Below are 14,363 nucleotides of genomic sequence, written 5' to 3'. Positions count from 1 at the left end.
ACTACTGCTCCGGCGGCTCGTCGCCCGATTTTCTCCGCAGTCGAGCGGGGAGCAACCCCTTGACCAGCCGCTTGAGAATCGTTTCCGGGTCGAGAAAGTACTGCGGGAGAGCGACCATCGCGGTCGCCACAATAAGCAACGCGACGCCGAACACCGTCTCCCCAGCGAGTAGCTGCGTTACGCCGAAGTTGGCGACCGGGATGGCAAACACGAGCGTCGTGGCGAGCCCAATCAAATCTAAAATCCCGAGTTGCATTCGCGTTTCCTACCGCTGGCAGCGACAAAAACGCGCCGGCTGCGGGGTCGGGATTGCACAACCGCTATTTGTCCGGGTCGCCTGCAGCCGGTATGTTTACCGGAATAGTCGAAACCGCCGGCGAGGTCGTCGCCGTTGATGCCGACGCCGAGGGCCGCCGACTGCGGATCCGCGCGCCGGGACTCGATTCCCTCCATCACGGCCAGTCGATCAGCGTCAGCGGCGTCTGTCTCACGGTCGAAGCCTACGGCGACACCGACGCTGGCGACGAGAGCCAGTGGTTCGAGGTCTTTCTCGCCGCCGAAACGGTCGCCAAAACCTACCTCGGCGACCTCACTGTCGGCGACGCCGTCAACATCGAACGCGCACTCGCCGCCGACGGTCGGTTCGACGGCCACGTCGTCCAAGGCCACGTTGATACGGTGACGACGATCACCGACATCGAGCAAATCGGCGACGACTGGCGGTTTACCTTCGAGCTACCGGCCGAGTACGGTCAGTATATCGTCGACAAGGGCTCGATCTGTCTCGACGGCATCTCGCTGACGGTCGCTGACCTCGACCGATCCGCCGGGTCGTTTGCGGTGGCGATTATTCCGACAACCTACGAGCTGACGACGTTACAGGAGAAGGCGGTCGGTGATCCGGTTCATGTTGAGGTCGATGTGATCGCCAAGTACGTCGAAACGATGCTTGAGGGCTATCAGTAATCGACGGCTGGCCGAACGCGACCTCAGATGTGGGCCCACCGCTGGAGGTCCGACGGCTCAGTCGTGTAGTAGTAGATGACATCGCCGTCAGTGACGGTGTACACCGAGAGGTCGGGGTCGTAGATCACTCGCTTGTCGGTGTCGATGCCGACGTTGACCAGATCTTCGATCGAGCTGACATACACGTACTCGTTGGCCGAATCCAACATGAGTTCGCCCTCCGAGATCCACTCGCTGTACTCGTTGTGTTCGACTTCTTTTTTCAGCTCTTCAGGGTCGATCTCCGGGACTTTCGCGGCGACGACGCCACCGACACCGATACAGACGAGCCCGAGCAGGCTGAGCATTCCGACCAACTGCATGTCCGGCTCGCCTCTGACCGGTTCGGGTGGCTCAGTCGGTTGGGTCGGCTCGGTCGGTTCTGCCGGTTCGATGATCCGTGTTTGATTCTCGCTGATCCGGGCCGTTTGTTCACCCTCGATCCAGTAGGCGTCGTTGTTTGATCCCAACTCCGGTGTCAACCGGATCGTTCCGTTGTACCGCTGCCCGTTGATCGGTTCCGTCACGTACTCGACAGTGAGGAGGAGCCGCGTGTTGAGCGAACTCGTTGAGGAGGGGAAGTCCGCGGCGATGTCCTCGGCTGGCTCCTGTAATTCGTTTCGGACGTTGAACGTTCGTCTGGTGGAGAATCGCCCGTTAGAGATCTCTGGAGCTCTGTAGATCAGGAGTCGATTATTCTCATACAGTGTCTCGTCGTTGCGATCCGCGACGATCCGCTCCTCGCGGGTGAGGTTGACCTGTTGGAGATCCACGGTCACGTTCCGCGTCGTGTTGACGGAGATATTGAACTCCAACTCCGGCGAGTACTGATAGAAGTACGCCGGCCACTTGGTTAACACCTGTCCTTCCTCGTATCGCCCTGAGCCGTCCTGCACCTCCGCGCTGTCGATCAACTCGACTTCGAGGAAGAACGCCTCGAACTCCTCTGTTTCCGGCCCCGGATCGGGCTGGGCGTCGGGCTGTGGATCGGGCTGTTCGATCGGCGGCGTCATGTAGACGTAGCCCGCACCGAGTAGGAGAACCACGCCGAGAGCAACGAACGCGGCCGTCAGCTCCTTGCCATTACCCGCGAGTTGGAGCTTGAGCCGCGGCAGCATTACGCGCCCCCGGCGGCCGGCTGCACCGCCAGACAGTCGGCACTCCGCCCGCTGGCTGACTCCCCACACCGGATCGTCGCCGGCTGGCGTCGGGGGAGGCTGGTCATTCGAATCACTCCTATCCTAGATGTGGATGCTGTTAACGGTATGGTTTTTTGTCGCTCGCGGCGACAGTTACGGCTCTCTTTCCCGGCAGGGCGGCTCTCAACGGCTATCGACGCCGTTCGGCGATGTAGCCGCGACGGCAGTCCGGACAGATGTCGCCGGCGCGCATCGAGGATTCTCCCGATGGCCGACTGAAACCGCATTCCGGGCAGTAGAACTCGGTGTTGATGTCGTCGACAGTCGGCTCGTAGACCGAGGCCTCCTCGGCTTTGGTCAACTCCTCTGGTTCCTCGATTACCTCCTCGCCCTCGGCGTCGCCCGCTGCCTGTGCGTCGGCGTCGGCGACTTCGGGCGTGAAACCGCCGCCGAACGTCACGTCGTCGGGGCCCTCGTCGCTCGGTGAGGTGGCGTCGAACCCGTCGTCCTCGCCCGCTTGCTCGGGCCACGCTGTCGGCTCCTCGCCGGGCTGGCTGTCGCCCTCGTACTCGGGCCACTCGCCGGCTTCGCGGTCGTCGGAAGTTGCTGAATCCGCTCTCGCCCGTTCGCCCTCAGAGGTTTCGGCCGTTTCTGTCGTGTCTGCGTCCGATGCCGATCCCGAGAGAATCACGCCGTCGTCGGTCGGCTCATCTGTCTCGGCCGGCTCGGTGTCTTCCGCGGTCTCTGAGGCCTCAGTCGCTTCCGCCGTTTCGACTGCGTCCGTTGGCTCGGTCGGCTCCGCGGCCCCTGCCGGCTCCTCGCCTGTCGGTTCGTCGTCGTCCGTCAACAACTCGGCGTCGTCGGTGATCGTGATGCCGTCGTCATCGTCGGCGGTTACTTCCGTCGCTGTTGACTGGGGCGCGTCGTCGCTCGCGTCGCCCGCATCACCGGCCGTCGCTTCGGGGGCCGTTTCGTCGCTCGGTGTCGCCGCCGACTCGTCGTCGGCCGTCTCGGTGAGCTGTTGGATGGAGGTGACCTCGGTGTTCTCGCTGACGACCTTCGTCGCGCCACACCGGCTGCAGGTCTGCTGTTCACTGACCGTGACGATCACTTCCTCGCCTTTCTCCTCACGATCCCGCTTGAGTTCGGGCTCGCCGAAATCGTGGCCGAGTAGACACCGGATTCCCATTAGCGTCGATAGCGAGTTGCTCGACTAAAACCTACTCCTTCCGTCCGCCGGCCGTCTGACGCGGTCGTTTCCGTTGCTGGCGGCCCGTCGGTAGATGTAAACCGATACCGACGGTATCCCTTCGCATGGCTCTTCCCGCCGAGTATCGGGACCGTCCCGCCGTCGAGGTCGCGATCCTCGATGCCCTCCTCGACCGCGGCGGCGACGGGATGACCGTCCTCGAACTCCGGGCCGCCGTCGATGCCGACATCGATCGCATCGAAACCGCGTTGGCGTCGCTCAAATCCGAGGGGCTGATCATCGCCAACGACGAGGGCGGCACCGTCCGCATCCGGCCGGCCGACCACGTCGTCCCCGAGCCGGGTGGCGACGAGGAAAGCGAGCCGTCGCTGGTCGATATTCTGCGGGACAAACTCGGGTTTTGACGGCCACCCGCGCGAACTGACGGCGTCCCACCGTCCTACGGTCGCCGCTGTTTTACTCCGCCGGCTCTTTCGCTGGCGCAATGACACTGCTGGGAGCCCACCACGACGACCTCGGTGCCGAGCTGATCGACCGCGCGGGGCGGTCGGCCGTCGACCACTACGGCCGACCCGCAGTCGCCCACCGGGCGGTCCGCAACGGCGTCGGCGTCATCGAGATGGGCTACGGGATCGTCGCCGTCACCGGCTCCGAACGCGTCGAGTACGTCGACAACATCGTCACCAATCGCGTGCCCGCGACCGACGGCGAGGGCTGTTACGCGTTCGTCCTCGACCCACAGGGCCGAATCGAAACCGACTGCTACATCTACAACGCCGACGAGCAACTGCTGTTGTTCACGCCACCCTCCCAAGTCGAGGAGCTGGTCGCTGACTGGTCGGAGAAAATCTTCGTCCAAGACGTAGAAATCAGCGACGTGTCGGCCGACTTCGGCGTCTTCGGCGTTCACGGCCCCTCAGCCACCGAAAAGATCGCCTCCGTGCTGAACCACGCGGGCGCGCCGGAGCCGGAACTCCACTTCGACCGTGGCTCGATGGGCGATGCCGGCGTCACAGTCGTCGCCAGCGACAACCCGACCGGCGAGGACGGCTATACGGTGATTTGTGGAGCCGACGACGCGCCCGGTGTCTTCGATACGCTGCTCAACCACGGCCTCAATGCCGCGCCGTTCGGCTATCGAACGTGGGACACGCTGACGCTGGAGGCCGGCACGCCGCGTTTCGAGTCGGAGCTACAGGGCGAGATCCCGAACACGGTCGGCGCGCGCCACGCCCTCGATTTCGACAAAGGCTGTTATATCGGCCAAGAGGTCGTCTCGAAGGTCGAAAACCGAGGCCGACCGAGCAAGCAACTGGTCGGTCTTAAACCCGAATCCAGCGTCGCTGCTGGCGATTCGATTCTTGTCGATGGCGACGATGTCGGCCGGATCACCCGCGCGGCCGACAGCCCGTCGCTGGATGCACCTATCGCCCTCGGTTTCGTCTCGACTGACGTTGTTGCCGCCGATGACGACGCGGAACCCGGCGATATCGTCATCGATACCGACGAGAGCGACTCGCCAGTAGCCGCCGACCGCGCTGCGCTCCCGTTCGTCGCCGGGAGTGCGGATTCGCTTCGGCTGCCGCAGTACTGATTCTCTCTCTACTCGCTGCGATCAGTTCGTCGTCTCGCGGAGCTCCCACTGCTGTTCGCCGTCGGCGTCGATAGCCTCGATCAGGTCACGGCGGTCCATCTCCGCAAGGACTTCGGTGAGTCGGTCGGGGTGGGCCATCTCCAACTCGGCGCGGGTGATTCCGTGGAACGACGCGAGGTGATCGCGGATCTCGTCGGTGCTGAACCGATCGTCGGCGACGCTCGTCATCACGCCGGCGATCAGTTCGCTCATATCCTCAGTAAACGTCCACGGGTAGATCACCCACTGCCAGTCCTCGAATCGGTCGCCGAAAAAGGCGGGCGTGAAATCGCTCGTGTCGATGGCGTGCAGCGTCGCCGTCCGCACTTCGCTTGCTTCTCGGTCGGCGACAATGCTCGCAGCGCGGCTGAGCGTGCCGCCGGTGTCGGCGATGTCGTCGACGAGGAGGACGTTCTTGTCGGCGACGCGTTCGGCCGGGAGGGCGTCGGTGATCGATTCAGCGGCTTCGGCTTCCAACGAGGGATCTATCTTGAGGCTCGCCAACTCGTCGATCCCGAGGAGATCACGGAGACACCGGCCGGCGAACCAGCCGTCGGGGGCGAGCGCGACGATCACATCCGGCTCGAAATCGGCGGCTTTGACCGCGCTGGCGACGTCCTGACTCAGGCCGTACACGTACGTCCAGTTCGTGATCGTACAGTCGAACTCCGCCGAGCGCTCGTTCATACTGGTCGTACGCGTATTGGGACTGAGCGGGCTATTAAATATCGGGTACCGGAGCTTCGCGGGAGCCGCTCCGCCACACCCACGGTTTTAGGTGGCCGTCCCGCCTCCTCGCTCAGTATGGACGGACGACGGGCCTGTCTGGTCGATGCCTTCACCGACGAACCGTTTGCGGGCAACGCGGCGGGGGTCGTCCCCGACGCCGCCGATCTCTCGGCGGCACAGATGCAGGCGATCTCCCGCGAACTGTCGGCGAGTGAAACCGCGTTCCTCTCGCCCTCCGAGGACGCCGACCGCCGAATCCGCTATTTCACGCCGACACAGGAGGTCGAACTCTGCGGTCACGCGACGATCGCCAGTCACGCGCTGTTGGCGGCCGACGGCGCGATCGAGCCCGGCACCCACCGACTGGAAACGAACGTCGGCGTCCTCGATATCGAACTGCAGGACGACGGCGTCGTCTGGATGACCCAATCGCGGCCCGAGGTCGAGACCGTCGAGATCGACTACGAGCGGCTGGCCGACGCGCTTGGGATCGACCCCGCGAAACTCCGGGATGTCGGCGCGGACCTCCCCGTCGCGCGAGCGACGACTGGCCTCCCCTTCCTCATCGTCCCGGTCAATTTCCTTGAGGCTCTCAGCGACGTGCAGCCGGATTTGCAGGCGATCGAGGCGATCACCGACGAGTACGACGCGACCGGCATCTACGCGTTCACCTTCGACACGCTCGAATCCGAGTCGACGCTCCACGGGCGGATGTTCGCGCCCGGCGCGGGCGTCGACGAGGACCCGGTGACCGGCACGGCNAGCGGTGCCTGCGGCGCGTATCTCGACGCCTACGAGGCCTTCGACGAATTGCCGGATGACCTCCGGTTCGAACAGGGCCATTTCGTCGACCGCGGCGGGATCGTCCGGGTCGATGTCAGCGTTGACGACCGCGGGCGCAAACAGGTCCGTGTCGGCGGCGAGGCTGCCGTCGCCCTCGACGGGACGCTGGCGATCCCCGACGCCGAGGACGACGAAATCATCGAAGCCTGAACCCCGTCGCCGCGGAAGTGAATGGACGATACTGAAATACCGGATCGAACACAACGGCTAAACGTCTTTCGCCGCTATGGGTTGGTAATGCAGCGCGCACGGCGGCGGCAGCCACAGGAGTTCGACCGGGTGCTCTCCTCGATGTGTACCGAGCCACATCCCCGTGCCCACGAGGCCGCCGTCGAGTTCCTGGCAACCAACCCCGGCGACCCAGCGACCTACCAGACGGTCGCGGATCTAGAGACTGAAGCCGTCGAGCAGTTGGGCGAAATCGCCGGCCTCGACGATGCCTACGGTTACATCGCCAGCGGCGGGACTGAGGCCAACATTCAGGCCGTCCACGCCGCTCGTAACCGCGCCGACGGAAGCGTCGGCAGCGATCACGCCGAGGGGGCAAACATCGTCGCTCCCGAGAGCGTCCACTTCAGCGTCACCAAAGCCGCCGAAATGCTCGGTGTCGACCTCCGGACGGTCCCCGTCGATGACGACTATCGGGCCGACCTCGATGCGGTGGAAGCCGCCGTTGACGACGACACCGCACTGGTGATCGGCGTCGCTGGCTCGACCGAGTACGGCCGCGTCGACCCGATCCCTGCGATGGCTGACCTCGCACACGACGCGGACGCACGCATGCACGTCGACGCCTCGTGGGGCGGCTTCATCCTCCCGTTCACCGACTACGAGTGGTCGTTCGCTGACGCGCCCATCGACTCGATGGCGATCGACCCCCACAAGTTCGGCCAAGCGCCCGTGCCGGCCGGCGGCTTACTCGCCCGCGAGCGAGAAACCGTCGACGCGCTGGCGGTCGAAACGCCGTATTTGGAGACGACCTCGCAGGCGACGCTGACCGGCACCCGCAGCGGCGCGGGCGTCGCCGGCGCGGTCGCCGCGATGGACGAACTCTGGCCGGCGGGCTACCGCCAGCAGTACCGCGAGCAGCAGACCAACGCCGAGTTCTTGGCCGACGAACTCGCTGACCGCGGGATTGATGTCGTCGAACCGACGCTACCGCTCGTGACGGCGTCGCTGTCGCCGGCGACCTTCGATGCCTTGCGCGACGAGGAGTGGCGGATCGCCCGCACGGCCGACGGCGACCTCCGGATCGTCTGTATGCCCCACGTGAGTCGGGCATCGCTGGAGGCGTTCCTCGCTGATCTGGATCGCGTTCGGTCGTAGCTGAGTGAATCTTCCTCGTTCCATCACATCTTGATCGTCGGAATTCTTTTGTGACGAAGTGGCGTCAATTTACATATGGAATCGGGAGCCGAAGACCTACAGGTAGATTCCCTACTCGACGCGTCGGTCTGTGATGACCCTGCCGTCGAGTTCGTCGTTGCCTTCGGCTCTCAGTGTACGGGCGAGGCGACGCCTGCGTCCGATCTGGATGTCGCCGTCAAATTTGCCGACAATCTCTCCGTCAGTGACCGATTCGAGAAACGCTGTTTCCTGTCGGGCGATCTCCAGCAGGACGACGCCCCGTTCGTCGATCTCGCTGATATCGAGACGCTGCCGCTCGATGTCGCCCACGATGCGGTCAACGGCACGTTCGTCTGTGGTGATGATCGTGCTTTCGAGCGGTTCAAAACGGCTATCGAAGCGGCGTTCGACGACCAGCGTGACACGCTTCGCAGCCAGCAGCGCGACGTGATCGACCGGATCGCCGCGGAGGGATTGCGTGGTTGACGAGCGGGTCGTCGCTCGCAAACTCGAAGCGGTCGAGCAGTACCACGGCGAACTCAGCGAGAAGCAGGAAACGCTGTCCCGTAGTGAGTTTCTCCAGAGCACGACTCAACAGCGTGCAGTCGAGCGGATGTTCGAAAACGCGATCCAAGCTTGTTCGGATCTGGCCCAACACGTCGCCACGCGTGCCTTCGGCTACGAGGGCAGCACCGCAAAGGAAGCGGTTCGCGTGTTGTACCGCGAGGATGTCATCGACGAGGAGACGATGGAAACACTCGTTTCCGCAATCGGATTTCGAAACGTTCTCGCACACGAGTACGGCCGCGTCGATACCGAAGAGGTGTATGAGACGCTACAGACCGGCCTCGACGTGTACGACACCTACAGCCAGCAGGTGGCACAGTGGGTGCAACAGCAGGGATAATCTCAACGCCAGTTGTCAGTGAGGCGGCTGCCGGCACCGTGACGAGCGTCGGGCCACACTCACGACGCCGACGAATCAGCGGCTTTTAGGCTCTCATCGCCAACGGATAGCCAATGAGTCACGACGAGTTTCCGACCGACGATCCTGCGGTGGTGACCTGCGGGCTGCCCTANGCCAACGGCGACCTGCACGTCGGCCACCTGCGNACCTACGTNNGCGGCGACGNNNNCNCNCGNGCNCTCGNANCGCTCGGCCAACANACCGCCTTCGTNTNCGGNTCGGACATGCACGGGACGCCGNTCGCCGTCAACGCCGNNNAGGAGGGNGTCTCCCCCGAGGAATTCGCGCTTGAGTGGCACGAAACCTACAAAGAGACGTTCCCGCAGTTCGATATCGAGTTCGACAACTACGGCCACACCCACGACGCAACCAACACCGAACTCACCCAGGAGATCGTCCGCGACCTCGCCGCCAACGGCCACATTTACGAAAAAGAGATCATGGTCGCCTACGATCCGATCGAGGATCAACATCTCCCGGATCGCTACGTCGAGGGNACCTGTCCGTACTGCGGCGANNNNGCCCGCGGCGACGAGTGNGACGANGGNTGNNNNCGCCANCTCGAACCNGGCGAGNTCGANGACCCNGTCTCCTCGATCACCGGCAACCCCGCCGAGTACCACGAACGCACCCACAAGTTCTTCGAGGTCTCCGAATTCGAGGAGTATCTCACCGAATTCCTCGACCGACTGGAAGGCACGTCGAACGCCCAAAACCAGCCGCGGGAGTGGATCGAATCCGGCCTCCAGGACTGGTGTATTACCCGCGATCTCGACTGGGGGATTGATTATCCCGAGGACGCCGATGATCGAGACAACGCAGACGGCGCGGACGGCGACGATGCCGATGACCTCGTCCTCTACGTCTGGGTTGACGCACCGATTGAGTACATTTCCTCGACGAAACAATACACCGAGCGGGTCGGCAGCGATGTCTACGACTGGGAGCAGTCGTGGAAAGACGACGGCGAGATCGTTCACGTCATCGGCCGCGATATCATCCAGCATCACGCCATCTTCTGGCCGGCGATGCTCAACGGCGCGGGCTACGTCGAGCCGCGGGCGATCATGGCCTCCGGCTTCGTCACGCTGGGCGGCAAGGGCTTCTCGACCAGCCGCGACCGCGCGGTGTGGGCCGACGAGTATCTCGACGAGGGGTTCCATCCCGACCTGCTACGCTACTATCTTGCCACCAACGGCGGCTTCCAGCAGGACGTGGACTTCTCGTGGGACAAGTTCCGCGACCGCGTCAACACTGAACTGGTGGGCACGCTCGGCAACTTCGTCTACCGTTCGCTGCTCTTTGCCGCCCGCAACTACGGCGGCGCGCCCGACGCGACGGTCTCCGAGGAAGTCGACGACCGCATCGCCGAGGCCATCGACGACTTCATCGCGGCGATCAACGACTACTCGATCCGGAAAGCCGGCAACGCCGCCATCGACCTCGCACAGTTCGGCAACGAGTACATCCAGCGCAACGAGCCCTGGAAGCTGACCGACGACGACCCCGAGCGCGCCGAACAGGTCATCTACGACTGCGTCCAACTCTCGAAGGCTCTGGCCGTCCTCTTCCAGCCGGTCGCGCCCGACACCTGCCAGCGACTCTGGGACCAACTCGGCGAGGACGGTGCTGTCGCCGACGCGACCCTTGACGTTGCCCGCGAGGCTCCGCAGGGCGAGTTCGACGAACCGGACGAGCTGTTCGCCAAGATCGAGGCCGAACGCGTCGAAGAACTCAACGAAAAGCTGGAACAGCGGGTTGACGATGCGACTGACGAGGAGAGCGATACAGATGCCGACGACGCTGACGACGACACCATGAGCGACGACACCACTGCCGACGACACCGACGCACAGGCCGCCGACCTCGAACCAATCGTCGAAGACCGGATCAGCTTCGAGGACTTCCAAGACATCGACATCCGCGTCGGCGAGATTATCGAGGCCGATCCCGTCGAAGACGCCGACAAACTCGCCAAGCTACAGGTCGATATCGGCCACGAAACCCGCCAACTCGTTGCGGGCATCAAACAACTCCACGACCTCGATGAGCTGCCGGGCACCCGCGTCATCATCGTCGCTAACCTCGAAAAGGCCGAACTGTTCGGCGTCGAATCTAACGGCATGCTGCTGGCCGCCGGCGAGGAGGCCGATCTGCTGACGACCCACGGCGAGTCGCCGCTCGGGACACGGATCCAGTAGCGGCGTTGTAGCAATGGCACAATAACAGGCTTTTCATAGCGGCCCCCCGTCATTCGGGCCACGCAGCCGTCTCATCTCAATGAACCCGCCCGACGTCTCAAACACCGTGCTCATCACGGTCGACTCGCTTCGCCCCGACGCGATCAGTCCCTATGCGGCTGACCGCCACACGCCGGCACTGCAGTCGCTCGCTGATCGCGGCACGGTCTTCGAGAACGCCTTTGCCAACGGGAACTGGACGCCGTTTTCGTTTCCGTCGATCCTCGCCTCGCGGCCCGTGTTCGCCGACAACGGAGCCATCGGCGTCGAGGACTCGGAGACGCTCGCGTCGGCCCTCTCGGCGGAAGGCGTCGCAACCGGCGGGTTCAACGCCGCCAACGGCTTTCTGACCGCCCACTGGGGGTACGACGACGGCTTCGACGAGTTCGAGCCGTTCGTCGCCAGCGTCGGCGGCGGCATCTACAGCCGGTATCTCGCTACGCATCCGACCGTCGAAGCGTGGGTCCAGTTGGCGACGTCGCCGCTACGCCGGGCGCGTTCGTGGCTCAACGGCGACAGCGACGACCGGCCGTTTCTCGATGCCTCCCGCATGTTCGATATCGAGGAGACCGCAATCGAGTTCATCGAACGGGAGGACGATTTCTTCCTGTGGATCCACTACATGGACACCCACACGCCGTACGTCCCCGCGCCGCGGTACATCCGCGAGGTCTCCGACAACGTCGTCGGCACACACCGGATGCTGCGCGCCCACACCAGAACCGGCCTCGGTTGGGAGGTCGGCCCCCAGACGCTGGCGGACCTCCGGATGCTCTATCAGGCCACCGTCTCGCAGGTCGACGCCAGCATCGGTCGCGTGATGGACGCCCTCTCTGCCAACGGCATCGACGACGACACCGCGGTCATCGTCGCCGGCGATCACGGCGAGGAGTTCCAAGAGCACGGTCATCTCGCCCACTATCCGAAACTCTACGACGAACTGCTCAACGTCCCGCTGATCGTCGACGTTCCCGGAACCGATGCCCGCCGCGTCGACCGACAGGTCGGCCTCGATGCGATCCCGCCGACGGTAACCGACCTCTTTGGGATCGACGCGCCGTCATCGTGGCGCGGCCAGTCACTGTGGCCGACAGTCCGCGACGGGACGCCGCCGGCCGACGAGCCCGTCGTCTCGGTGACTGTTCGCGGCGAGTCGGTCACAACCCAGCCGATCCCGCGATCGCTGGCCGACGGCGAACTGCTCGTCAGCGTTCGGGATCAGGACTGGATCTACATCGAACACACCGAGACCGGCGCGACCGAACTGTACTACCGGCCGGACGATCCGACCCAGCAGACCGATCTGTCGGCTGACCCGACGCCGGAGGCGGCCGCTGTCATCGAGCGGTTCGACGAGATCGCCGCCGCCCACGTGGAGCTGATCACCGGCGAGTCAGAGTCCGCGTCTGCGGACGCTGTCGATGAGGACCTCGAAGCACAGCTGACGGCGTTGGGGTATAAATAGGTGCTCCGGTCGTTCGTCCGCTCGCTGCTATACGGGCCGCTGGCCGTCCGGCTCCGTCGGTTCGTTACCGTCGGCGCGTTCGCCGCCGGGGTACAGATGGTCCTACTGTGGCTGTTCGTCGATCTCGGCGACCTGAACTACCTCGTCGGCGCGACGATCGCCATCGAGATCACGATCGTCCTCTCCTACGTCCTCAACAACGCGTGGACGTTTCAGGACGCACAGAACACCGGCCGGACCGACTACCTCGTCGGCCTCCTGAAGACGAACATTGTCCGCGGAACGGCGATCCCGCTACAGCTGGCCGTTCTCTACGCCTTCGTCGAGTGGGTCGGGCTGCTGTACCTCGTTGCCAACGCCATCGCCATCTTCGTCAGCGGGATCTACCGCTACGTGCTTGATGCGCGGTGGACGTGGGGCTGAGACACCGCGGAATCGACGCGTCAGAACGGTAGCCGCGGTTCGAGTCGCGTCACGAAATCCCGGACGGCGTCCTGTTTGTAGTAGCCGACCGCCGAGAGCGTGATGACGACGGCGACCAGCAGGATTCCCTCGATGAACCGCCCGCCGGCGAACTGGCCGCCCGCATAGACCGTGATAACGTACGCCGGCAGTCGGCCGACAGCGATCACGGCCAGAAAGGTCCGCAGTCGCCACGTTGTCAGTCCGCTTAAAAAGCAGATCGCGTCGTCGGGCAACCCGGGAATGATGACGAACGCGAACAGGCCGGGGGCCCCGACGCGCTCGACAAAGGCATCAAACCGGTCGATGATCGCGTCGTCGATGACGGTTTCGACGAAAGAGCGGCCGTAGCGTTTGGCGAGGCTGAAGGCGATCGCGCTGCCGATGAGCACGCCCGTCAGGCTGTAGATGGTGCCGTAGACCGGTCCGAAGAGATAGCCAGCGACGAGCGCGACGACCTGTCCGGGGATCGGCGCGATGACGACTTGGGCGGCCTGCAGGAAGATGAACACCAGCGGCGCGAAGACGCCGAACCCTTCGATCCAGAGCCGCAGCTCGCTGCTGTCGAAGACGAACGGCGCGTACCGGCGGGCGGCCACGTAGAGCCCGACGAAGGCGACGACGACGGCGACCAACAGGGCGATGGTCTTCCGCCGATCCTCTTTCGAGGAGAACAGCTTCATGTGGGTCCCACTGGCGGACAGAAGGCCTTGAACCTACCCGTTATGACCGCGTTGGTGGCGGCTCGACAGCAAGGGCTGTCGCGGCTGACGCCGAGAGGAATCGTTATACTCGCGCCGGTCCAACGACGGCTATGAGTCATGAAGCACTCGTTGTCGATGACTCGGCGTTCCAGCGCAGCCTCGTCTCCGAGACGTTAGACGAGTGGGTCGATGTCGTCGGGATCGCCGAAAACGGGCAGGAGGCCGTCGAGACCTTTGAGGAGGCTCGGCCGGACCTGATCACGATGGACATTATGATGCCGGAGATGAACGGGATCGAAGCCCTCGCGGCAATCAAGGAGCGATCCCCGGAGACGACGATCGTGATGGTGACCAGCGTCTCCCAGAAGGAGAAGATGCGGGAGGCTGCCAAGGCCGGCGCGGACGGCTACGTGACGAAACCGTTCGAGGCCGAGGATCTGGGTGCGGAACTCGACGATGCCCTCGATTCGCCCGTGACGACGTGAGGGTGTTGCTGTGGTCGTCGATGACGGGGTTTCGCTGGCTGGGGGTCCGGCTGATCGGCAGTTTAGTCGGTAGTTGTGGCGGAAGGGAGTGGATTCGTTGACAATCGGTCGCTCCAATCGGGGGTGACAAATCG

At 64.0% G+C, this 14,363-nt stretch carries 16 protein-coding genes; 11 read left to right on the top strand and 5 right to left on the bottom strand.

Annotation, left to right across the window (positions count from 1 at the left end; translation table 11 throughout):
• Position 1 precedes the first annotated feature (1 nt).
• A complete protein-coding gene (locus EGH24_RS01790; protein WP_142978466.1) occupies positions 2-256 on the bottom strand; it encodes a DUF7533 family protein in 255 nt (84 codons plus the stop codon).
• 92 nt (positions 257-348) lie between these two features.
• Between EGH24_RS01790 and EGH24_RS01785 the strand changes: the two genes are divergently transcribed.
• Positions 349-966: a riboflavin synthase gene (locus EGH24_RS01785; RefSeq protein ID WP_142978465.1), complete on the top strand. Its 618-nt coding sequence runs from the start codon at positions 349-351 to the stop codon at positions 964-966.
• Positions 967-989: 23 nt separating this feature from the next.
• Here the strand turns inward: EGH24_RS01785 and EGH24_RS01780 are convergent, their stop codons facing one another.
• Both EGH24_RS01780 and EGH24_RS01775 read right to left on the bottom strand, forming a co-directional pair.
• Positions 990-2,123 carry a DUF5305 family protein gene (locus tag EGH24_RS01780; RefSeq protein WP_142978464.1) on the bottom strand — a complete coding sequence of 378 codons (1,134 nt, stop codon included), beginning with the start codon at positions 2,121-2,123 and terminating at the stop codon, positions 990-992.
• A gap of 211 nt (positions 2,124-2,334) precedes the next feature.
• The gene (locus EGH24_RS01775) at positions 2,335-3,333 is read right to left on the bottom strand and encodes a DUF7093 family protein (protein WP_142978463.1); all 999 of its coding nucleotides are present in this window, start codon (positions 3,331-3,333) and stop codon (positions 2,335-2,337) included.
• A gap of 125 nt (positions 3,334-3,458) precedes the next feature.
• Here EGH24_RS01775 and EGH24_RS01770 point away from each other — a divergent pair, with 125 nt between their 5' ends.
• Entirely contained in the window at positions 3,459-3,758 is a 300-nt protein-coding gene (locus EGH24_RS01770; RefSeq protein ID WP_142978462.1) for a DUF6432 family protein, read from the top strand.
• Positions 3,759-3,838: 80 nt separating this feature from the next.
• A complete protein-coding gene (ygfZ, locus tag EGH24_RS01765) occupies positions 3,839-4,948 on the top strand; it encodes a CAF17-like 4Fe-4S cluster assembly/insertion protein YgfZ (RefSeq protein ID WP_142978461.1) in 1,110 nt (369 codons plus the stop codon).
• Between the two features lie 21 nt (positions 4,949-4,969).
• On the opposite strand, the gene EGH24_RS01760 is transcribed toward ygfZ, so the two are convergent.
• The gene (locus EGH24_RS01760; RefSeq protein WP_142978460.1) at positions 4,970-5,674 is read right to left on the bottom strand and encodes a phosphoribosyltransferase; all 705 of its coding nucleotides are present in this window, start codon (positions 5,672-5,674) and stop codon (positions 4,970-4,972) included.
• Between the two features lie 117 nt (positions 5,675-5,791).
• Here EGH24_RS01760 and EGH24_RS01755 point away from each other — a divergent pair, with 117 nt between their 5' ends.
• From EGH24_RS01755 to EGH24_RS01725, 7 genes are all read left to right on the top strand, one after another.
• Complete coding sequence (locus EGH24_RS01755; protein ID WP_142978459.1) at positions 5,792-6,709, top strand: PhzF family phenazine biosynthesis protein; 918 nt, start codon at positions 5,792-5,794, stop codon at positions 6,707-6,709.
• A gap of 87 nt (positions 6,710-6,796) precedes the next feature.
• Complete coding sequence (gene mfnA, locus EGH24_RS01750) at positions 6,797-7,885, top strand: tyrosine decarboxylase MfnA (RefSeq protein WP_142978458.1); 1,089 nt, start codon at positions 6,797-6,799, stop codon at positions 7,883-7,885.
• A gap of 75 nt (positions 7,886-7,960) precedes the next feature.
• Positions 7,961-8,392 carry a type VII toxin-antitoxin system MntA family adenylyltransferase antitoxin gene (mntA, locus tag EGH24_RS01745; protein ID WP_142978457.1) on the top strand — a complete coding sequence of 144 codons (432 nt, stop codon included), beginning with the start codon at positions 7,961-7,963 and terminating at the stop codon, positions 8,390-8,392.
• Positions 8,385-8,813, top strand: a complete 429-nt coding sequence (gene hepT / locus EGH24_RS01740) for a type VII toxin-antitoxin system HepT family RNase toxin (RefSeq protein WP_142978456.1) — start codon at positions 8,385-8,387, stop codon at positions 8,811-8,813. The genes mntA and hepT overlap by 8 nt, the downstream gene beginning before the upstream one ends.
• Positions 8,814-8,926: 113 nt before the next feature.
• Entirely contained in the window at positions 8,927-11,074 is a 2,148-nt protein-coding gene (metG, locus tag EGH24_RS01735) for a methionine--tRNA ligase (protein ID WP_142978455.1), read from the top strand.
• 79 nt (positions 11,075-11,153) lie between these two features.
• A complete protein-coding gene (locus tag EGH24_RS01730) occupies positions 11,154-12,578 on the top strand; it encodes a sulfatase (RefSeq protein ID WP_142978454.1) in 1,425 nt (474 codons plus the stop codon).
• Entirely contained in the window at positions 12,579-13,001 is a 423-nt protein-coding gene (locus tag EGH24_RS01725; RefSeq protein WP_142978453.1) for a GtrA family protein, read from the top strand. It abuts the gene before it with no gap.
• Positions 13,002-13,021: 20 nt separating this feature from the next.
• Here the strand turns inward: EGH24_RS01725 and EGH24_RS01720 are convergent, their stop codons facing one another.
• Entirely contained in the window at positions 13,022-13,723 is a 702-nt protein-coding gene (locus tag EGH24_RS01720) for a TVP38/TMEM64 family protein (RefSeq protein WP_142978452.1), read from the bottom strand.
• A 131-nt stretch (positions 13,724-13,854) separates the two neighbouring features.
• On the opposite strand from EGH24_RS01720, the gene EGH24_RS01715 reads away from it, so the two are divergent.
• Entirely contained in the window at positions 13,855-14,229 is a 375-nt protein-coding gene (locus EGH24_RS01715; RefSeq protein WP_142978451.1) for a response regulator, read from the top strand.
• Positions 14,230-14,363: the final 134 nt, after the last annotated feature.

The organism is Halonotius terrestris, from assembly GCF_006861665.1.
Classification (GTDB): domain Archaea; phylum Halobacteriota; class Halobacteria; order Halobacteriales; family Haloferacaceae; genus Halonotius; species Halonotius terrestris.
This window is presented reverse-complemented; position numbering and strand designations above follow the sequence as displayed.

Excerpts from the sequence above, each read along its gene's own strand:
- EGH24_RS01790 (WP_142978466.1), bottom strand. The coding sequence starts at position 256 with ATGCAACTCGGGATTTTAGATTTGATTGGGCTCGCCACGACGCTCGTG.
- EGH24_RS01785 (WP_142978465.1), top strand. The coding sequence starts at position 349 with ATGTTTACCGGAATAGTCGAAACCGCCGGCGAGGTCGTCGCCGTTGAT.
- EGH24_RS01780 (WP_142978464.1), bottom strand. The coding sequence starts at position 2,123 with ATGCTGCCGCGGCTCAAGCTCCAACTCGCGGGTAATGGCAAGGAGCTG.
- EGH24_RS01775 (WP_142978463.1), bottom strand. The coding sequence starts at position 3,333 with ATGGGAATCCGGTGTCTACTCGGCCACGATTTCGGCGAGCCCGAACTC.
- EGH24_RS01770 (WP_142978462.1), top strand. The coding sequence starts at position 3,459 with ATGGCTCTTCCCGCCGAGTATCGGGACCGTCCCGCCGTCGAGGTCGCG.
- ygfZ (WP_142978461.1), top strand. The coding sequence starts at position 3,839 with ATGACACTGCTGGGAGCCCACCACGACGACCTCGGTGCCGAGCTGATC.
- EGH24_RS01760 (WP_142978460.1), bottom strand. The coding sequence starts at position 5,674 with ATGAACGAGCGCTCGGCGGAGTTCGACTGTACGATCACGAACTGGACG.
- mfnA (WP_142978458.1), top strand. The coding sequence starts at position 6,797 with ATGCAGCGCGCACGGCGGCGGCAGCCACAGGAGTTCGACCGGGTGCTC.
- mntA (WP_142978457.1), top strand. The coding sequence starts at position 7,961 with ATGGAATCGGGAGCCGAAGACCTACAGGTAGATTCCCTACTCGACGCG.
- EGH24_RS01730 (WP_142978454.1), top strand. The coding sequence starts at position 11,154 with ATGAACCCGCCCGACGTCTCAAACACCGTGCTCATCACGGTCGACTCG.
- EGH24_RS01720 (WP_142978452.1), bottom strand. The coding sequence starts at position 13,723 with ATGAAGCTGTTCTCCTCGAAAGAGGATCGGCGGAAGACCATCGCCCTG.
- EGH24_RS01715 (WP_142978451.1), top strand. The coding sequence starts at position 13,855 with ATGAGTCATGAAGCACTCGTTGTCGATGACTCGGCGTTCCAGCGCAGC.